We start from the raw sequence: 19,266 nt of genomic DNA, 5'->3' as shown, positions 1-19,266 counted from the left end.
CCTGTGCGGGCTAGTTCATGGCTTCTTTCAGCCAGTCTTCCGTGCTCATTTCTTCATCTTTATTCTGCCCAGCTCCTTCACTTCGGAAGTGACCATCTTCACCAACAAGCTTGCCGAGTTCTGCAATAGCTTTCATACCGTGCTGAATGCGCAACCCTTTGGATGCATCAATTCCCAAAGCCTTAAGACCACGTTCTAGGGCTGGCATAGCTTCCTGCGCCTTATCGCCGTAGACCTGCTTCATGATGTTTTCCGGCTTCTGCGCTTCGATAGAAGCGGCTTCAGACTCAGCAGAAACCTTGAGCACAGCCTTTACGTAATCTTCGTACACCCCAGCAGCCTGATGCTGAGTGAGTCCACGGTTTGCCGCAATCTCTGCGAAAAGCTTTGAATCACCTTCAAAATCAAGAGATTCTGCAAGATGTTCTGGAACTTCTACGCCTTCAAAGGTTGTGGGAATCTGGTATTTATCCGCACTATCAAACGCGCCATTCTCACGGGCAAACGTGAGAAAACCTTCAGGTGTCGAGTAGTCCGGTGTATTTTCACTGCCACCGTTATCACCGGAACCGCCAGCGTCACCGCTCGAACCACCTTCATCGCCACCATCACCACCGGAGCCACTGTCATCAGCTGCGCCACCAGAACCACCGTCACCGCCTGCATCATCACCGGAGCCGCCCCCGCCATCTTCTGCAAAGGACAGACACGGAAGGCACATCATCATTAAGAGTTTCCAGAAATTACGCATTACGCCTCCATAATTGAGATTACTTCTTTCACCAGCGCCTTACGCGCCCCGTGGTGAATCATTGCTTCATGCTCTTTGCCAATTTGGTACGTTGATCTATCTACACCGCCGCGTACCTTCAAAAACTCCAGCAGTTCTTTCCCGTCTGGTGTGCTTAACGCTCTGCGGATAGCCTGCCTTGTTTCATCAGAAAGTGGTTTTTCCGCTCCCTGCTTCTTACGAAAATTACGCACTCATTCCCCCTTGAAGCTGCTCAACTGCTCCTGCAATCGCATCAGCATTTGTTGCGGCTTCGCCAACTGTTTTGGCTGTGTCAGCCACTTCTTTGCCTGCCTGTAAGTCTCGCGCCTGCGCTGCCATATCCTGCCGTTGCTTGCGGCCAGCATCCCGTTCTTTTGCGTCAACAAGATACTTTGCAGGATAGCCAAACAGCTCTTGCGAATCCCGAACAGCCTCATCCAAATCGAAGTTATCCATAACTTGCGGGTTCATCTCCACCATAGGCTTGATGTACTCAAGCGCACGTTGGAATGTTTGCGCCTCAGATGCCTTTTGCGCCATCGTAATCGGGGAAACATATGCAACCTTCAAACGGGACACTTCACCCTGTTCAATAAGTGAATGCAGCACGTCTGGTGCTTCTGGAATATCGCCACGGCGTTCAAGAATGCCGTTCATGCGGTTAACGAAGATCGGAAGAAATTCCGTTGCAAGTCGTCCCCACATAGGAAGAAGCAACATCATTTTTTTAGAATCACGAAGAGCTACTTCGTAGGCCGTCATGTTCGGGCCACCCACCATTTGTAGCTGATCGTTAAAGAAGATCGAACGGATTTCCCCAGCTCGTTCTTTGGTGGTCATATGGACTGCATTTACATCTGCACCGGAAGAAATTGGATAGATTCCGTAGTGTCGCTCTCCGGTTACGGAGCTCGCTTCGTAAAAGTTAGTTGCGCCTGAATCTGTGTTGATACCACCCTTGTACATGCCGGAATCAACGGCATAGGCTGGTTCACACTGCGATTGAATGGCACCATCTTTGGAATCTTCCTGTGCATGAAGCAAGCGGATATGTGGCAGCGCAATATGTGCTGGCCCACGTCCCCAAGGCTCTGCGCCGGAGAATTTCGAGTACCGCGCAAACATGAAAGGCTGCTCTCTGTAGCCGCCCTCGGAAAGAAGCTGGTTAGTTTCTTCTTCCCAGAACACAGAGGCATACATGAACTTGCTTGGTATGGTTGCTTCTTCAGACCATTCACCATGCTTGCGCGGGTAGATGGCCTGCCAAACGAAAACCTTATCTTCCAATTCTTGGCGGTCTATCTTGCGCTGCACCTGATCCGAGTACGTACGCTTCTGAAAAATGTCTGAGGTAAGCCCACGTTTGCGCTTGCCCCAACGTTCCTGCACTTGTCGCACAGTGAGCTCCAACCGCCGAAACAAGGTATCAACGATCCCGTGCTTGTTCTCAGAAATGAAACACTCATGCGGAGAAATGGAAGAGAACGGAATTGGCGAGTCGTCTTCTGGATCTTCAACGAACAACCCCATCTGCCCAAATGTTCCATAGTCGAGATAACATTCGTTCATTTTGGAATCGAAGCCCGCCTCTTCATGCTTGCAAGCATCCATGATGAGTCCTGCAATTTCAGAAGCCCATTCAGTCACATCTGAGGAAAGCTCTTCAGCCCCCTTCCCTGTGAGAGCAGTGTGCAACCAAGTCTGTGCAGGATTCGTCAGCAAAGAATGAATGCCAGCTGCAAACTGTTGCAACGCATCTTCTGGAATGGAACTCCAGATCAGCTCGCGATTCTCAGCATCCGTTGAATCGTCACTGAAAAAACGGGCTTTCGGAGGCTGCAAATATTCTGCAAGCTCCTGCCAGTCTTCTTCTGCACTTTTGCGGCTCTGTTTAAGAACACGAAGGCGTTGCTGTAATTCTTTGACAAGCAGATTCATGTTACGCGCCTAACTTTGCTTTCTTAATATTTGCATCATCACCCGTTGAACCACCAAGCATGGTGCCACTACGCCCTTTATTAAGCAGGGACTTCTTTTTATCTGCTGCCTTTGCTTCTTCTTTTTTGCGCTCTTCCTCGTAGTCTGGAACCTTTGGTGTGCTTGGCTTACCGCTAAACATTGACCCCATAGCTACCTCCTGCCTCGTTTCTTGCCGCGTGTAGACTGCGCGTGTGTTTGTGTCTGTATTTGAACTGGTGGCTTGAATCCAATTGCTGAGTACCTAAAGGAGTCCGCTCCGTTTGATGCCCAATCGTGTAGCGGCTGGCTTTCAAAGCACCCGCGTTCGTCATTCCACTTTTTGCGGTAATGCCTTAGTGCCTTGAGTCCGGCTGCACAGTTTGCTTTATCAAACCAGCAGCTCGGCAAAATATTACGTACAGACTGAATGCCGTCCGCCACTGAAACGCTTGGGCACACAATAAACTTGATGCCCAGCTCAAGCGCGCTTTCCAGCCTGCTCTTTGCCTTGTTGCCAATTTCACGAACGCGAATGTCGTGCGGGGCAATGTGGTCAGCGTAGCGGTAGCCGTACTTGTCCGCGTATTCCTCAAGCACCTTTGCGTAGTGCTCCAAGCCTTCGCCGCTGTTTTCATAAAAATTGATGTATCGACGCTCGCCGGATGGTGAGTACTGAAAGAACCAAATCGCGGTGGTGTCAGAAACGCCCAAGTCCCACGAGGTGTAGACTTTCAGCAGTGGTTCATGCGGCACATTGCACACGCGCCCCTGTGCTTCGGCCTGCACCAAGTACTTGCTGTAGTAAGCGCCCTCGATAGACTGCTCGAACGCTTCTTTCGGCGTGGTCGGGTATTCGCGTTTCATCTTTTCGCCCAGAGAGTTGGACATAACCGCGTACCACGCCTTCTGCTCTGGAGAAAACTTGTAGGAAAGCTCCTGTTCCATCTTGAAGAAATAGGAGTCCTGCTCCGGTGTAAGGCGCACAGTATGCGCGGGTAGAACGTAGTCCGCACGTTTATACCAGGGAAAAAAGTGGAACTTGAAATCAAGCGAGCTTAACGGTTCGTTCATGCGCTGTTTGCGCTGGGCAACGTCACAGGTGTCGTAAAACAGGCCGGAATCACCTTCCGCCGTAGATTCGAACACAACAATTCCGTCAGTCGGTACGGTAGGCAGCGCGCCCGTTTGCACCTCTTCTGCACGTTGCGGAAAGCGAGCAGCAATTTTCCCAAGCTCGGAGACATGGAGAAAATGTAAGGTGCCAGAGCGAAACGACAGGCCGACGGCAATGGAGGAGTTATTGCCGAGCAACAGTTCTTGCGCGTTTTCAGCCTGCGCTTCTAACCCCGTGACCGCTCGTAAAGAGGGAGGAAGGTTCTTGTAGGCGTAGAGAACCTTGTTTCTAAAAATCTTTTTCACATCATCCATAGTTTGCGCGATAATGCCGACGCTGGTGTTCGAATTGAACAAACACAGATCAAGCCCGAACATGCAGGAAAAGGTTGTGAATCCAAGCTGTCGCGCCTTCAAGATGCTGTTACGGGTGTGCATCTCGCTCACAAACTTTGTCTGCTCCGGATTCAGCGTAAAACGGACGCTATCGCCCTTCTTGTCGATAATCTTGTACAGATTATTCAGCCGCCAGAAACGATTGCTGAGGTTCCGCTTCATGTCGTCATAAATTATGCTGGACATGCTGCGTCTCCATCTTCAGGCAACAAACCACGCTCTGTTGGAGTCAGCGAACGGGTTACACCATCGATCTCTGCAATCAGATCCGACAACTCACCGCTTGTCTGCTGGGTGGCCTGCTCTGCATCAACCCTATCCATAACAATCTTCACAGCATTAACACTTGGCTGCACATGCTTTCGCACACGCTTTGTCTCAAGCATCAAAGTCTGACCAGTAAGCTTGTTGGTTACCGCCTCCTTGGTAACCTCAGTAAAACTGAAGCCCTTCACAAGCTTCATAAGAGAGCCACGCGCCTCATCTATCGCAAAGTCTTCAAAGCCCTGTTTGCAGGCTGCGTCAAAGTCCGGATACTTCTTGCGCCATTTCCAAATGGTGTTCTTTGTTACGCCGAACAGCCTTCCTAATTTAGCATTAGAAAAGCCCCCCATAGCGCATGCTTCACGCGCTTGGGCTACGTAGCTTTTCTTATAGGAAGTCTTGCGGCCAGCCATAGCTAGTTGCCACCGCTATTGGTGGTGAGAATTCGATAGATGTCGTCAATGCGACCATTCTGATATTCAGAGTCCCGCTTCAGGTACTTCACGGCCTCTTCAATGCGCCCGATTGTCGCAACATCTTCTTTGATAACGGTAATAGCGCTAGCGTTGGCGGTGGCCAGTGCCTCTACGTCTACAAGTCGATCATAGAACATACAGGCACCGACCATAGCCACACCAACATACCGCAGGATAGTAAGGAAAAATGAAAGATTGGAGTTCTCAGAAGATATGGAAAGCCGCGCAGCTTCGCCCATTTAGCGCACCTGCGGCCTTGCTTCTTGTTCGCCACGAGAGGAGCCGAACTCGAAGCCATACACTTCTTTAACGATGTTGATAAGACAGCCCGTTACAACAAGAAGTAAATCTCGTGCAGAGCCTTCCGGAACTGGAAACATAAAGAGCGCAGCCATCACCCCGACTAACGCCACCATTGCAGTAAGCGCCAACAAGTCAGCACGAAGATTGCCGCCCTTTACACGGGTAATAGCTATGTCACGCTGACGCGCTGAATCGCGATCCGCAAGCTCAGCTGCAAGCTGTGCCTGTTTCCATTTGAGCATTCGCGCTTGTTCCTGCGCTTCCAGCTCCTTTAATTTCAGCAAGTTTTCTGGATTCTGAGAGATAGCCTTTTCTACCGCTTCCGGTGAATCATCACAGCCAAGAATAGACGCGACAAGAGAACCAGCTGCACCGGCAACAGCACCTACAGGGCCACCAAGAACAGTACCCAGAATAGGCGCAGCTTTTGCCACCGTGCTGGCGATATCTTTCCAATCCATACAATTACCCCGCATAGTAAAATCGGTAGTGATTTTATTCGTGGGTATTGTCCGGTGTTGCTCACCAAAACGGACAGAAAGAAGGAAAACCAACCGCACGACAGCGCACGGACAATCACCCAGAATGATAGGGATAATTATAACACGATATTTACAAGGGGATTAAAGAGAGATAAGCGGGAACTTACCCTCAAGGTAGGCTGGAGGGAATTGACAGGGGGGAAGAAAATTTCGGCAATGTTTTTTCTAGCCAATACCTTACCCCAATTTTAAATTACTAGCAGATAATTGGAGAATAATATGGATACAAACATCCAAATTGAAATTGATCAGGCGTTGGAAAAATCAGATGCAGAAACTCTTAACGACCTTTTAGAACCTGTCTTTGATCACGAGCATGTAGCGTACGATTTAGATGACCTTTTAGATGACATTGAAGAAATGGATTATGAGGCAGTGAATAATTTGTGTTTTAACATCATCCCTTCTTCAGTTGGAGATGTTACTGATTTTCATTCGCTACTCACGCTGGCGATGGTTAACTTCACTGAATAGTAATAAAAAATAAAACCGTTACGTGTAGGGACAAATTAAAACACTGGTAAAAATCATACGGGGGCTAAATGCAAATAATCGCCAATTGGATGAACGGACAATACTTACGCAACCATATTAAAACAGGATGCAGGGAAGCTGAAGAAGTAAAGGCAGCTGTTGCCTACGCGGGAAATGTTCCAGAACTTTTTGAGGAATGCAAAAAATCTGGAACCAAACTCACATATTGGGGAAGAATGGATTCATCAATCCCCATCTCACTTGGAATTTTAAAGAACTTTCTTAAATCAAGTAGCGCTAATTATTCTTGTAATCTTGTCTTTGGCTACTTGCATTCCAAGGTAATTTGGTGGGTAGGATATGGGGCATATATAGGTTCCGCCAACCTCACAGATCGGGCTTGGAACTCAAATATGGAAGTTGGAACCTTTTATCCCCATGAAGAAATTTTAGAAAATAATCTTGAACAAGATTTAAACGATATTTTTACAGCAACTCAGGAACACTCAAAACCGTTGACCGAAGAAATATACAACTACATTGAGCGACACCAGAAAAAGCAAGAGAGAAGACGAAAAACAAATATGGCTCTCGATAATGACTTTGACAACAACTTCCAATCCTTCCACGCCCAATTTCCAACTAATGTAACCCCTAAAACGGTTACGGAAAAACGGAAAAACAAATTTCTTGATGAATGGAATGCTACTCTTCAGCAGCTAAGACAGCTTGCAAAACGAATTTCAACCTCAGACAATCTTCCACCTTGGTTAACTCAAGAAGTTCCGGCAGGCGCACTGGTGGATCAATTTCTACACGCATATTACTACATTTTGGTTCGTGAAGGTTCTAGATACCCTTACCAAGAACTTCATGCAGAAAACTGCACTGACATTGATGCAGCGGTAGATAAAGTAATTAGTTGGTGGCGCACTGAACAAACTGCTCCATCTAGTGAAGCTGAAACATTGTTTGAAAACGCTCCGATCGTCAAAGACCTATGTAGTCCCGACAAAATTTTATTTTTGACTGAAGAAGAATTTTGCAGAATGATTTCAAAAGTGCACGCTTTTATGAACCACGCACGAAGAATGGAACTGTCAATTTATGGTGTTACCTCTGAACTAGAACAACTCAGCTTCGATGAACGGTTACCAATTCTCACCAAATGGCTATACGGCCAACGAACTCCAAGTGGGAATTCACCATTAGAACTAATCTATTACATTTTATATGGAGGCGATATCGACTCTGTTCCTGAAAGGCTTTTTGTTGCAACTCATGATGAAAACGAAAAAATACCACACCTTGGTATCAGTGCTCTTGGAGAGCTCATTGGCTGGGCAATGCCAAACCAATATCCCCCTCGAAATGGTAGAACAAGTAAGGCACTGCACGCGTTAGGCTATAATGTTACAATTCATAGTGTCTAAGAAACACACGTAACTAGAAGCATGCAAATTGAATCTACTCTTGCACTAGGAAATATATAGGGCTTAGTCGTGTTTCATAGAAAAAAAACTTCAATAATTGGTACAGGGACAGCGTTTGACAATTCGTTATTTTGGCTCACAATCATCATTCTCGTTTTTTCCACTGGCGGTCTTACATGGCAATATATACCGACCTTTAATCTTGAAACACATGTTACAGAATACGATAAAATTATTATTGAAAGCTTCTCTATCATCTATTATTCCATTATATCACTCATATCATTAAGAATACTAGTAAAAATTATAAAGAAAAAAGAAGTTAGTTGGACAACTTCTCACAGTAACAAAGCACTCTCACTTTTCTTTCTTTTCATCCTACTCAACATAATTTGGAATATAAACATTAACCTATTTCAATGGATGACAAACTACGTCAATACAGATTTTGAATTAGGCAGAATTTACAATTTAACCGCTCTACTACTTCACATTGCAATTTCCTACACTCTGCTATCGTTTTTTTCATTATTCCTTATCGCGCTTGCTACCTCTATTTATAAAATTCAATCTTTCTTGAACACAAAACAACACTCAAAAACAAATGTCCCAGTACATTCATCGGATGAATGTTCATCGCTAGCTAACTTAAAATTCAGGTTAGAGTCCCAAGTTAGCATTCAACATTTAAAACAACTTTTTATTATCGTAGCAATATGTTCCAGTTTATTAATCGGAGTTTGGTTTTTCAGTAACTTTGCTGGAAACTCAGTAATGTCAGAAATTAACGCAGCGGCACGATCCGTAAACACTGAAAGAATCGCAAAAGTCATTGAACAGGATGGACTGGATACAAAAATTGCTTCAATAAAAACTAAGATAATGAAAGCTAGGTTAGCGAATCTAAATCCTCATAAAATTGAAACGTTAGAACGAAAAAAAATAACAACAAGTTCAGAACAAACCATTACCGTATGGCAACCCAAGTCCAACCAGTCAATTAATCAAAATACCGCTTCCGAAATCATTAACGAATTAGAAAAAATCGATACTCTTTCTATTTCCGGAGAAAAAATAAATTACCCCCTACTCCTTAAAAAAAATTGCAACGGAGGTAAATGCACTCAATGAGCGCTTAAAAGAATACCAGCCAATTGACTGGGAAAGTGTCGCTATTCGGATAGCTTTTCTGTCGTTATTGATCTTTATCATACAGCTTTTATTTGCTGCATATAAACAAACTTCAAAAGAATTAATTCGATTACAAGACCAACTGACTACTGTAGAAATCATCCTTGCAAATAACACAAATAATATTGACTCAATTGGCGACTTATTCGCAAAGTTGACAAATAGTATTCAAATAGAACGAACACCCGAATCATTGTATGAAAAAGGCTTTAATAATATGTCTCGAACGGTAGGTGGCAAAGGTATGGACAAGGCAAACTGGACGCCGACTCAAAACTAGTTTCAACCATCTGACAAAAACTCTAAAATTCCAAATTTTTTCAAAGATCAGACGTCCTTGTTTTTACAACTTGGACGTCTTTTTACGCAAAGCAAGGTAATTAGCCAGCATAATGACATATTTGCAATGCGATATTTACAGAAAGATTGAAGAGGCGTAAGCGAATACTAACTAGCAAACGTTGGAAAAATCGCCACTACTCAAAAAATCGCGAGCTAATCATGATAGAAAAATTTTCAAAAATTGATCTTGGATGCTTTAATAATTTTGATTGGAACAGCACTGTCACAGACCATGGAAATGAAGTAAAATTCAGTAAAATGAATATTATCTATGGTCACAATTATGCAGGAAAAACTACACTATCAAGGATAGTACATTCTATTTCAAATAAAGATATACTCAACAAATACAACGCAGCATCTATTTCAATTCAAATCAAACAGGACGATCAGGCTGAACACTATACCGATACTGCTTTTCCTTTAGAAAAGTTATCCACATATGTATACAACAAGGACTTTATTCATAAGAATTTAAAATTCTTGGTAGATGAAGATAGCAAGATTGAACCTTTTGCACTTTTGGGGGGAGGTAACGTTGAAATCCAATCAAAAATTGATCAGCTGCGCAAAGAAATTGGAAATGATGAATTAGGCATCGCAAAAGATTTTAATCTAGCCAGTAAGGAATATTCAGATAATACAAAGAGCATTAAAGTAATAGAACAAGAGATAGGTGATGTTTTAAAAAAATGTGCATTAGCATTAAAAAAGGATTATCCGCACCTTCTAGATAAAAGCATTTACACAAAAAAACAGATAGAAAACGATCTCAAGCAAATCAATACAGAAAAATTCGAATGCCTCCTTACAGAAGAAAGTAGTCATGACTTAACTTGTATTTTGAAATCGAAACATAAAGGTGAGCTTCATATTCCTGACCTAACGCCCTCAAGCTATAGCAAATTAATAAGTAACGCTAATACTCTGCTGTGTAAAAAGGTCTCTGCTCAAAAGGTCATTGAAGAACTCGCTGAAGATACTGAACTAAACAAATGGGTTGAAGACGGAATAACACACCATAAGGGTAAAAGAAAAATATGCGTATTTTGCGGCGGTGATATTCCCGAAAAACTTTGGGCAACATTTGATGATCATTTCTCTAAAGAAGTAGAAATTGTTCAAGAAGAGCTCTCTTCACAAATAAATTTAATTAAAAAAGAACAAGAAAAATTCGACTCATTTCCTTCCCCACCAGCAGCAGCTCTCTTTGAAAATTTGGCAGAGCAATTCACTGCCCAGGAAAAGAATGTCAATAATGCATTTCAAGCTTATATTCTCGCTTTAAGAAAAATCGAAGATAGCTTAGTTCAACGCAAGAATAACATTTTCAAGCCACTCGATCCAATTTCGTCGTCGTTTAATCAATCAGACTTAACAACTGAGCAAGAAAAGCTCTTATCAATTATGCAACAGCATAATGAGTTGTCAGCTCAATTTGAAGACAAACAAAAAAAAAGCTAAGAAAAAAACTAAGATTTAATGAGGTACTTAAGATTATTGCCTCTAGTCCACTTGGAGCAAAAGAAAAAAAAACTCCAGAATGAATGTAGTAATACAGGTAAGTTGAAAGAAACGTATCTTCACTACAAGACAAATCTTAAAGAACTGAATAGCGAGATTGAATTACTAGAAGATCAGTTAAGTGACGAAAAAGAAGGAGCGAAGAAGGTAACAGAATATTTAAATAACTTTTTTGGGCACTCTTCGCTTACCCTTAAATGTGTGGATGAAGAAAAAGGAACCAAATTTAGTTTATACCGAGGAGATTCTCCAGCAAAGAACCTTAGTGAAGGGGAATGTTCTCTCATTGCATTTTGCTACTTCATTGCAAAACTAGGTTCACTACAAGATAAAATCAATGATGCTATCGTCTGGATTGATGATCCAATCTCAAGTTTAGACAGTAACCATGTCTTTTTCATTTACAGCTTAATAGAGTCAGTTATCGCGAAAGAGGCTACATACAAGCAACTTTTCATATCAACGCACAACCTAGACTTTCTTAAGTACCTAAAGGCAATGACCAAACCTCCCAAAGGAAATCCTGCCCTTGGTGAAAAAAAAAGATCAAAAATCTCTATTCCTACTTCAAAATGATGGAACTCGTTCGTATCTTTCGCCTATGCCTAAATATTTAAAACTACACGCGACAGAGTTTAACTACCTCTTTGAAGAAATACATAAATGCTCACTGGAAGACACAGAAACTCAAGATTACAACTACTATCATAGCCTCGGTAACAATCTCAGAAAATTTCTTGAGTGCTATCTATATTTTAAATTCCCGAGCAATGACGACTGGAAATCCAAATTTAATAGGTTCTTTCCTGAAGAAAAAATCGAAAAAGCTCTTGTTTTTAGATTAGTAAATGAATTTTCTCATACCGAAGATCAGTTTGACAGAGCACGAAATCCCATAAGTATACCAGAAATGAAAACCGCCGCAGAGTATGTGCTTCAAAAGATTGCAGACGCAGATGAGCCGCAATATAACTCCTTGCTCCAAAGTATAGGGGTAAAACCAGCTGCGTAGGCTAACTCTTTCTTATCTAAACAAAGCCTAAGTGCACCGCTCCACCAACCACCTAGCCACTGCATTTAACTCAGCGCCATATACGCCCCCGTCTTTAAAGATGGGGACGTTCTTTATTCATCTCCCTTCACAAACAAAAAGCCCCTCTGCATAAACGAAGGGGCTTTTTTGTTTCGATCGAGAAAACTATTTATCTTTCTTCATCCGCAATTCGTTCGCACGAACCGTTTCAATAACATACTGCACAAACCGAACAAGTTGTGATCGAATTGCCCTCTCACGGGCAAGCCTTTCTCTTACTGATCCCAAAAGAGCTTCAAAACCATTTGCTCTACCGTTTGTGGTAATTGTTTTTACGCCAAGGAGCTCTCCAGTTGGTGCATAGATTCTGTATTGGACTTTCAACTCAGTTGGAAACTCTATAGATACACCTGAGGAACCTAACTCAACAAGAGTTGCATCAATCTGATATTTTGGGACTTTATTACCAAAAATACCAGATAACGCTAAAGTAGTCTGCAACGTTAAAGCAAAGTTCTTTTCATCAATCATAATCAGTTGAGAAGGAATTTGAGATTGAACAGTAATCTTTTTCAATCCCTTATCAGTCTCATTCTGGCAGAAGGCAACTTCTTCGGGCACCAGATGGGTAGTAAACACTTTTGTGCTACAGCCTTGTAAAAATAGCAGTGAAAAAATAAACAGGACAATTAACTTTTTCATTCCCTATTCTCCCAACTTATTAATTTTTATGTACGAAGCGTGGTTCATGCTTTTTTGAACTGCAACAGAATTAATTATTATTTCAGGCTAAAACGCCACATTCTGATTAACTGCTAAAAAACATTCAGCACTTGATGGGAGTGATAGAAACATTACAAATCCCCTCAAAAATTATTCGGTGAAGATGTATAACAAATCTACAAACATTTACAAAAAGCTTAAAAGGCTAGAATACTTTATATTGTCTTTATCTTACTAGTTACAGATACTTTTTTAATGTTGTCCTTCCGCCATGCCACTTAAGTAGAACAAGAAAAACACTGGCAACTTTTTTCTACTCTCTACTTTTATCGCTCGCTCCCTTTCACATGTAAGCCCTTACGCTCTTTTTTCATTCACACACACGTTTCTTTTTTAATAACCACCTCAACCAAAAGCAAAAAAGCCTTTTCAAATCAAGGAAAAGGCTTAGCATTTTTTAATCTCTGTACAATTGCTAACAGGCAAATTTGTTTCCCCGCTCCACCAACCACCTAGCAACTGCATTTAACTCTGCCCCGTACACACCACCGTCCTTAAAGATCGGTGCCCCTTCCGTACGCCATTTGATGATGGTCTTGCGGCTCTTGCCGAATGCTTCACAAATCTGCTGCATGTTCTTGAGCATTACCGGTGCTACTGCTGTCATCTCGCTACTCCTCAATTCCTGTTACTGTGCGTTCATCTAAAAGAGTTTCTACTGCTTGCTGACGGATTCTATAAAGTGGCTTATGTGACGAGCCTACGTTGCTGGCCTTTAGCTCTCCGCGCTTTATCAGCTTGCGTACATACTTTGGGCTGATTCCTAACCGCTCTGCGACCTGTGCGACTGTCAGCGTTATCGTTGCACTCATAAGCACACCTCAAATTGGTCAATTGCTGCCCGTAGATGTTCGTTACGAAACGACAGATAATTTTCTGCACTCGCCACGCTTTTGTGGCCTAGAGCTTTGGCTGTTTCGCGGTAAGCATCCACGCCTACGCCTTTCGCTACGAGGTTCAGCATATGTTCATAGACATTGTTGCCGAAGGTTTTCCGCATGGAGTGCGTCCCAAGCTTTCCGGACAGGCCCGCATGCCTAAACGCGGTTGAAAGAATCTGATACGCCCGCACCCGGGTAATGGGGCTATTCTTCCCTTGTCTTGATTTGAATAGAAAGCTGTCGTGACTCCACACTCCGCGCTGCTGCATGGAGTGGATCAGCGACAAGATAGCCTGCTGCGCTTGTCGGTTTAGATAGATTTGTCTGCTTTCGTGTCTGCCTTTCATATTGGCGCGCTTAACCTCTATCTCTTTCACCACGCGCTTACTCCGCACAACATCACGCACTCGCAAAGACAACAGCTCAGAAATACGAAAACCACTCGTCACTCCCAGCAGGAACAGCGTTCTATCGCGCTGCTCTTCCCAGCCGGAAAAGCTACCAAGCACTCTTCTCACTTCCACACCAGAAAGCGGTCTACATCCCTTCATAAAACAACGAACTCCTAAATTTCAGCGAAAAAGTAACCGACTACGCAAAACAAACTTAACTATCTGAATTAAATTTAAATCCAGAATCTACAGATCGACTACGAATAGAATCAACTCTGTGAAACATTTCAGCCTGCTTTAAGAACCCTCAAGAATACCTGCAAAGCCCTCTATCCCCCCGTGGATATGTGAAATTAATGTTTGCTAAGAATGTTAAACTGGGAGTATTTCATCACCAACGTTTTAATTCAGGAAGGAAACAAATGCCCTACCCCATTTTCAATTTAATAGACCCATGCGTCGAAAAGGCTAAGCAACGAAGAAATATAATTATAATTTCACTCATAGCGATAGTTAACCGCGCTCTCTGGAGCCACACTCCTCAATTCATGTTTGATACCACTTCTACGTCTGTCGCAAAGTTCTGTATTACGTTCGTTCTAGCAAAAGGCGGAACGATAACTTCAGGCGTCCTTGGGATGATTACCTTATATCTAGCCTTTAACTATTTTGTTGAAGTCTATGATGAAATAAAAAAAGAAATTCATCCAAAATATAAAAAAAAAGATCAAACAACTTGAACAAACACGAAATGCTGAATTAGAAGAATTCCGGCATGGGCGTCACCCTGAGTACGACGAATACAACCCGTATATAGATGGGCCACAAGATCATGATGATGAAATCATCCTCGCATATCACCACCAAATTTTACCGATAAAAAACATTATCAAGAAAGATTTACTCATCATTCAAAAACTTTATTTTTACCGACAAAAATTAAATCTTTTTCTCCCTCTCATTCTTGCAACTTATGCTGTCATAATCTCATCAAGAAATATATTCTATCTCTTCCGTGAAAGCTGGCCTTTTTAAATACTCCCCTAACCCGCCACGATCCCCCCGATACCCAATAACCCGCACAGCTTCACCGTAACGCTCGTGCTGGCCGGTATCGAAGTGAAACCAACTCATACCGTCGAAAGCTTCAATGCGCTGGATGTGTTCAAACTCCGGCGCATTTGTTTTTGCCTGCATGTCGGCCCAGATCTCTGCCGGTGAAACGTTGCGGAACTTGCAATCAAAGGCGCGGAACATTCGATGCTCAGATAAGGTCGCGCCCTCTTCACACTCCCATGGACGAAAGCCGGAGAAACGGAAGATATGCTTTTTACTTAGATCAAGCGCATCCTCTGGGCTAAACGCCTTCCAGTTATTCACTAAGCAGGAGCCGTAACGCTTACGCAGCCGATCAAGCGTTACTAGTGCCAGCTGATCAAAGCAGCGAAACAACTTCTGCGGATTACTCGCGTAAACCTGCTGCATGTTCTGCGGCAACAGCGCCACCGGTGGAATAAGCTCCTCGATCGCAAAATGCGCTGGAAGAAAATTTTGGCTCATTTAAAACTCCCTTTATAAGTTGATTTTCTCAATTTTTAAGAATAGATAGAACTCTAAAAGAACTACCTCCGCACATTTTTTATCACTCCCTGTCTCCAACAGGTGAAATCTAGAATAGGAGGCGAGCACTATGGTAGATCCCTCTATTGCTCAACAAGAGTTGCTCCTCGAGGAACTCCTTCGACGTCTTGAAAAAGCCGACGAAGCCACTACCAAGGCTAAACCTAGCAAGTTTAAATCTTGGAAAGGGGTGTTTTTTAGCAGCTATGCACTTTGTTTTGCGGCTACGCTTGGCGCTAACATGGGACAGGATCATGCAAAGCTACTGCATGATCTAAGCCCTGTCATAATTCAGATGCTCATAGAGTTTTTGAAAATAAGTCTCCAGTAGGCCCTTTACTAATGCATTCTTGTTAATAACCAGGGAAGGTTTACACCTTCCCTGACACCCCATCTTTCAAAACAGTATTCTCACACCCTACACAATCCCTCACATACCGCCATTTCCAGCCAACTAGCTTGCACGGCCTCAAGTGCGAATACTTTTCTTTCCACCCTTTCGCCTGTTCCCAGCTGATGCAGCCTATGGATTCCGGCGTGGGTGGCGAAAACTTACACCCTGCTGCCATACTGACGCGGCGTATTCTTTGCCGGACTCGCGGCATTAACCTTGCCAAGGATGCTGGCTATATTCTGCAATGCAGCCTCGCAGTACTCCTCAGAGAACACTTCCTCTCTCGATTCCGGTGCACCGTTCAAGGCCAGCTGCTTATGCGAATTCATATCTTCGCGAACAATTGCCAGCTGCTCGAGCACATCACGGCTAGTAGGCACAAAGTTGTTTTTCACACGCCAGCGGGAGATCACTGCGCAGAATTCCACATCGCTGATCCGGTACGGCGCTAAGTCTTCAAGCATCATCTCCACCAGCGCGGTCATTTCTGCCACGCGGTACCGGCTAGTTGGGTGTAATCGCAGATTGAGCTTGCCCAGCTCCAAGCGAATTCGCTCCACTGTCACGTTTTCCATCAAGCTGCTCCTGTAGCTGATTCAAGAAATCATTCTCCTGCCGCTGCTCCAAGTCCACACAGTCACGGTATGACCTCGGCTGCGGTGCTTGCCCTTGCTCATAAGCCGCCCCAACTGCTTTCGGCTTATCCTGTTCACGGGAAAGCCACCCAGTAATAAACGCCTTTATGCCCCTGCGCGTCTTCCTGCGCTTCTGGTTTCCAATAAGCCACCCCTTCATGGCTCTTAATGCTTGAACCACATCCACGTTTGGGTACAGCGGAGCTACCTCTGCGACAAAGCCCTGAGTCACCTCGAAGTCAGAACCGTCATTCAACGGCAAAGTGCAAATTATTTGCTGCTGACTTATTTGCTGAGTTGATGCCAACGGAAAACTTTCACCCACAGGGAAAGAAGTGGAAGATTCAGTGATAGGTTTACTGATTGGTTCTATGATAGGTTCTGTCCCCCTATTTTGGGGGTGCTTCTCGGTAAAATTGGGGGAGCTCCCACCCCCTATTTCGGGGTAGCTTGTTGGTAAAATTGGGGGTGCACCGTTTTTGGGGGTACTCCTATTTTGGGGGTGCTTTTTTTTTCTGTTCAGAAAAGGTGGCGGTTTTACAAATGTGCTTCGTTTCTTTAAAGGCTTCTTCACGCCCACGCACACCAATTAATCGGTACTCGGGCGTACTTTTTGTTTGGCCCATTTTACGCCCTGTTTTCTGTATTATTCCGGCATCTCTTAATCGGCGCAGTGCTGCCTCAATTGTTTTAATATTTAAGCCAGTGTCAAACTGTAGCCTACTCATCGAAGGATAACAGCAGTGCCGTTCGTCTGCCCTATCTGCCATAGATAGAAGAACAAACTTGTCTGTCCCTTTTACAATTTGTAGGCTCCAAACCCAGCGCATTGCGTCAAAACTCATTAGTAAAACCGCCTTCCTGTCCTTACAAAATTCAGGGAATTACTTTTCCCTGTTTACCATCCTTGTCCACTGATCAACATCCTGCACGCCGACAAGTTGGCACATAAAGTTTGCCTTCTCAGTACTGAAACTTTCCGCAATGGAAATCTTGCCCATTATTTTAAGTTGCTCAATTGTTCCTGAAAGTAATGACCTATCCATCACAGTCTTTGTTTCAAGCTCTTCATACGAAACGGTGCACACATTGTGTTCATCCGCTTCAAAAGCCAAAGCCAGCAGCAAAACTTTTTGTTCTGCACTTTCAACTTCCTGATTCCAAGCCCATGCATATGCTTTTTCGTTCATATCTTTCTCCTTAAATTAATTCGATTTTTAAGGGGATTGCATATTTTTGCCCAAGGCTAAAGTTATCTTTCTGCAACGCTATTGTTGTACAAAGGACTTTTTTCTGCACTTCACTCATATGTTTAGCAAAACCTGTACAACGTATATATTCCTACAAGCTCACTAGCATTTTTTGCAGGCTACCGAGTAGATAACGGCAGACTAAACACATACCCCTGCAATGTGTCTGCATTGCAATTGTCACCACACTGTTATTTTAAATTTTCTCCTTGGATAAAATTTCTTTTTTTATTAAAAAGTTAGGCAGACTATCAAACCCGAATCCAAACAAGGAACCACCCATGAGTATGTCTAAAACATGTCCTTTTGCTAAAACAATCCTCCCCAGCCGATCAGGCCTAAACGGTTATGTTAATCCTCACACTCGAACTGGAGATCATGAATGCACGGTAGAAGAGTGCAAATTTAACGAAAATGGAAACATCTGTCGCATCATTGCAACATATGATCTCGAAAGAAAAAACAACGCATTGCTACAAGAGATTGCAAAAAAAAACGGAATCACGATCTAGCCTGCTCCAAAACCTTCATCACATTGAATTGAACTGTTGCGGCATATTTCCCGCCAAGGCCAGAAGACACGTTGCCATCGTCGTCTAAATTTGCCGTTACGGAAAAACAGGCAACATACATGTTACCTTCCGAGGAACAATGTATTTCACCACATGTTGCCTCTGCCGCAGCAGTTTCTACTTCCTTTATCAAGTCAGTTAACTTCATAGTCATCTTCTACTCTCCTTGCTCTTGCTCATATAAAGTCACAGTTTGCCGCACTTCATCCACATGCTCATCCAGCAGGGTTTGAACCGCGCGCATATCCTGCCCATCGCGCACGGCTTCGTGCAGCTGCACCAAAGTTGGATAATCTTCCAAACACTCTGCCCTCACATCATCACACGTAGGGCAACCCTGCTCTATGGGCAGACAGGTGTAGCCAGCTGGCAAAGCTAAAAACTGCAAGATTGCGTGGGCGGTTTCATCACCGCCCACTTCGTGCAGGTTTTGCAGCAGCACACGAACCCTATCGATCACAGGCCGAGCGTTATCTCCATCAAGATCAGGATTGCGCATTTGCCTGTACAGCTGCTTTTCTCCAACCTGAAAAATCTTTTTCAGCAGCCCCATTCCGAGAACTAACTTTGCATCAATCATCAATTCCCACGGCTGCATATTGTTCTTGGGCACTTTCTACGCTCCCTTAAAAGGTAGACAGTTCTATAATAAATTTCGCCTACCCTTTTTGACTCAGGCTGCTACAGTGAGTTATCCCTGTCGGGCTTCCCTGTGCGAACAACTCCGGTCTCAGCTCATTAAGCGGAATGCCTAATTTTATATGATACCGAAGCGCAGCTTCACCACCGATTTTTCTTTCTCCCTTGCAGTGACGAAGAACGGCTGCAGCAGTTAATCCACAACTTCGACCAAGAGCTGCAAAAGTTAGTTCCCTTTTCTGCCGATATTGTTCGATAATATTTTTCATAAACAAAAA

At 43.6% G+C, this 19,266-nt stretch carries 25 protein-coding genes and 1 pseudogene; 6 read left to right on the top strand and 20 right to left on the bottom strand.

The annotated features are described in order from the left end of the window. Positions 1–10: 10 nt before the first annotated feature. Genes MKHDV_RS00565 through MKHDV_RS00530 form a run of 8 tightly spaced genes read right to left on the bottom strand, consistent with a single transcriptional unit; the run spans position 11 to position 5,744 of the window. Positions 11–751, bottom strand: a complete 741-nt coding sequence (locus MKHDV_RS00565) for a hypothetical protein (RefSeq protein ID WP_160711185.1) — start codon at positions 749–751, stop codon at positions 11–13. Then, complete coding sequence (locus tag MKHDV_RS00560; protein ID WP_160711183.1) at positions 751–984, bottom strand: hypothetical protein; 234 nt, start codon at positions 982–984, stop codon at positions 751–753. Before MKHDV_RS00560 ends, MKHDV_RS00565 begins: the two co-directional genes overlap by 1 nt. Next, on the bottom strand, positions 977–2,710 hold the full coding sequence (locus tag MKHDV_RS00555) for a portal protein (protein ID WP_160711181.1): 1,734 nt from the start codon (positions 2,708–2,710) through the stop codon (positions 977–979). The genes MKHDV_RS00560 and MKHDV_RS00555 overlap by 8 nt, the downstream gene beginning before the upstream one ends. A gap of 1 nt (position 2,711) precedes the next feature. Next, positions 2,712–2,900 carry a hypothetical protein gene (locus MKHDV_RS00550; protein ID WP_160711179.1) on the bottom strand — a complete coding sequence of 63 codons (189 nt, stop codon included), beginning with the start codon at positions 2,898–2,900 and terminating at the stop codon, positions 2,712–2,714. A gap of 2 nt (positions 2,901–2,902) precedes the next feature. After that, positions 2,903–4,426, bottom strand: coding sequence for a terminase (locus tag MKHDV_RS00545; protein ID WP_160711177.1), 1,524 nt, complete (start codon positions 4,424–4,426; stop codon positions 2,903–2,905). Further along, on the bottom strand, positions 4,414–4,917 hold the full coding sequence (locus MKHDV_RS00540; protein ID WP_160711175.1) for a hypothetical protein: 504 nt from the start codon (positions 4,915–4,917) through the stop codon (positions 4,414–4,416). The genes MKHDV_RS00545 and MKHDV_RS00540 overlap by 13 nt, the downstream gene beginning before the upstream one ends. Positions 4,918–4,919: 2 nt before the next feature. Continuing rightward, complete coding sequence (locus tag MKHDV_RS00535) at positions 4,920–5,219, bottom strand: hypothetical protein (protein WP_160711173.1); 300 nt, start codon at positions 5,217–5,219, stop codon at positions 4,920–4,922. After that, on the bottom strand, positions 5,220–5,744 hold the full coding sequence (locus MKHDV_RS00530; RefSeq protein ID WP_160711171.1) for a hypothetical protein: 525 nt from the start codon (positions 5,742–5,744) through the stop codon (positions 5,220–5,222). 300 nt (positions 5,745–6,044) lie between these two features. Between MKHDV_RS00530 and MKHDV_RS00525 the strand changes: the two genes are divergently transcribed. From MKHDV_RS00525 to MKHDV_RS00500, 5 genes and pseudogenes are all read left to right on the top strand, one after another. Next, the gene (locus MKHDV_RS00525) at positions 6,045–6,299 is read left to right on the top strand and encodes a hypothetical protein (protein ID WP_160711169.1); all 255 of its coding nucleotides are present in this window, start codon (positions 6,045–6,047) and stop codon (positions 6,297–6,299) included. A gap of 68 nt (positions 6,300–6,367) precedes the next feature. Then, positions 6,368–7,732, top strand: coding sequence for a phospholipase D-like domain-containing protein (locus MKHDV_RS18790; RefSeq protein WP_160711167.1), 1,365 nt, complete (start codon positions 6,368–6,370; stop codon positions 7,730–7,732). A gap of 69 nt (positions 7,733–7,801) precedes the next feature. Further along, on the top strand, positions 7,802–8,863 hold the full coding sequence (locus tag MKHDV_RS00515) for a hypothetical protein (RefSeq protein ID WP_160711165.1): 1,062 nt from the start codon (positions 7,802–7,804) through the stop codon (positions 8,861–8,863). 561 nt (positions 8,864–9,424) lie between these two features. Further along, positions 9,425–11,365: pseudogene (locus MKHDV_RS18785) on the top strand (AAA family ATPase). Then, positions 11,322–11,801, top strand: coding sequence for an AAA family ATPase (locus MKHDV_RS00500; protein ID WP_160711159.1), 480 nt, complete (start codon positions 11,322–11,324; stop codon positions 11,799–11,801). The pseudogene MKHDV_RS18785 and the gene MKHDV_RS00500 overlap by 44 nt, the downstream one beginning before the upstream one ends. A 186-nt stretch (positions 11,802–11,987) precedes the next feature. On the opposite strand, the gene MKHDV_RS00495 is transcribed toward MKHDV_RS00500, so the two are convergent. From MKHDV_RS00495 to MKHDV_RS00475, 5 genes are all read right to left on the bottom strand, one after another. Continuing rightward, a complete protein-coding gene (locus MKHDV_RS00495; RefSeq protein WP_160711157.1) occupies positions 11,988–12,524 on the bottom strand; it encodes a hypothetical protein in 537 nt (178 codons plus the stop codon). Positions 12,525–13,020: 496 nt separating this feature from the next. Further along, on the bottom strand, positions 13,021–13,212 hold the full coding sequence (locus MKHDV_RS00490; protein WP_160711155.1) for a terminase small subunit: 192 nt from the start codon (positions 13,210–13,212) through the stop codon (positions 13,021–13,023). Positions 13,213–13,216: 4 nt separating this feature from the next. Further along, entirely contained in the window at positions 13,217–13,417 is a 201-nt protein-coding gene (locus MKHDV_RS00485; RefSeq protein WP_160711153.1) for a helix-turn-helix domain-containing protein, read from the bottom strand. Then, positions 13,414–14,037, bottom strand: a complete 624-nt coding sequence (locus MKHDV_RS00480; RefSeq protein WP_160711151.1) for a tyrosine-type recombinase/integrase — start codon at positions 14,035–14,037, stop codon at positions 13,414–13,416. Before MKHDV_RS00480 ends, MKHDV_RS00485 begins: the two co-directional genes overlap by 4 nt. A gap of 831 nt (positions 14,038–14,868) precedes the next feature. Then, positions 14,869–15,438, bottom strand: coding sequence for a hypothetical protein (locus MKHDV_RS00475; RefSeq protein ID WP_160711149.1), 570 nt, complete (start codon positions 15,436–15,438; stop codon positions 14,869–14,871). 130 nt (positions 15,439–15,568) lie between these two features. Here MKHDV_RS00475 and MKHDV_RS00470 point away from each other — a divergent pair, with 130 nt between their 5' ends. Then, the gene (locus tag MKHDV_RS00470; protein WP_160711147.1) at positions 15,569–15,829 is read left to right on the top strand and encodes a hypothetical protein; all 261 of its coding nucleotides are present in this window, start codon (positions 15,569–15,571) and stop codon (positions 15,827–15,829) included. A gap of 221 nt (positions 15,830–16,050) precedes the next feature. On the opposite strand, the gene MKHDV_RS00465 is transcribed toward MKHDV_RS00470, so the two are convergent. The 7 genes from MKHDV_RS00465 to MKHDV_RS00435 form a co-directional block, all read right to left on the bottom strand. Further along, positions 16,051–16,356 carry a hypothetical protein gene (locus MKHDV_RS00465; protein WP_160711145.1) on the bottom strand — a complete coding sequence of 102 codons (306 nt, stop codon included), beginning with the start codon at positions 16,354–16,356 and terminating at the stop codon, positions 16,051–16,053. 40 nt (positions 16,357–16,396) lie between these two features. After that, positions 16,397–16,834 (bottom strand): hypothetical protein, encoded by a 438-nt coding sequence (locus MKHDV_RS00460; RefSeq protein ID WP_216846825.1) that lies wholly within the window; start codon positions 16,832–16,834, stop codon positions 16,397–16,399. Between the two features lie 184 nt (positions 16,835–17,018). Next, positions 17,019–17,372, bottom strand: a complete 354-nt coding sequence (locus MKHDV_RS00455; protein WP_216846824.1) for a helix-turn-helix domain-containing protein — start codon at positions 17,370–17,372, stop codon at positions 17,019–17,021. Positions 17,373–17,411: 39 nt separating this feature from the next. Then, positions 17,412–17,717, bottom strand: coding sequence for a hypothetical protein (locus MKHDV_RS00450; RefSeq protein ID WP_160711139.1), 306 nt, complete (start codon positions 17,715–17,717; stop codon positions 17,412–17,414). Positions 17,718–18,278: 561 nt separating this feature from the next. Beyond that, complete coding sequence (locus MKHDV_RS00445) at positions 18,279–18,503, bottom strand: hypothetical protein (protein WP_160711137.1); 225 nt, start codon at positions 18,501–18,503, stop codon at positions 18,279–18,281. Between the two features lie 3 nt (positions 18,504–18,506). Further along, a complete protein-coding gene (locus MKHDV_RS00440) occupies positions 18,507–18,962 on the bottom strand; it encodes a hypothetical protein (protein ID WP_160711135.1) in 456 nt (151 codons plus the stop codon). A 46-nt stretch (positions 18,963–19,008) separates the two neighbouring features. Next, entirely contained in the window at positions 19,009–19,257 is a 249-nt protein-coding gene (locus tag MKHDV_RS00435; RefSeq protein WP_160711133.1) for a helix-turn-helix transcriptional regulator, read from the bottom strand. Positions 19,258–19,266 lie beyond the last annotated feature (9 nt).

The sequence above is a fragment of the Halodesulfovibrio sp. MK-HDV genome, assembly GCF_009914765.1.
In the GTDB taxonomy this organism is placed as follows: Bacteria; Desulfobacterota; Desulfovibrionia; order Desulfovibrionales; family Desulfovibrionaceae; genus Halodesulfovibrio.
Note: the sequence above shows the minus strand (reverse complement) of the source record. Positions and strands in the feature narration are given on the sequence as shown.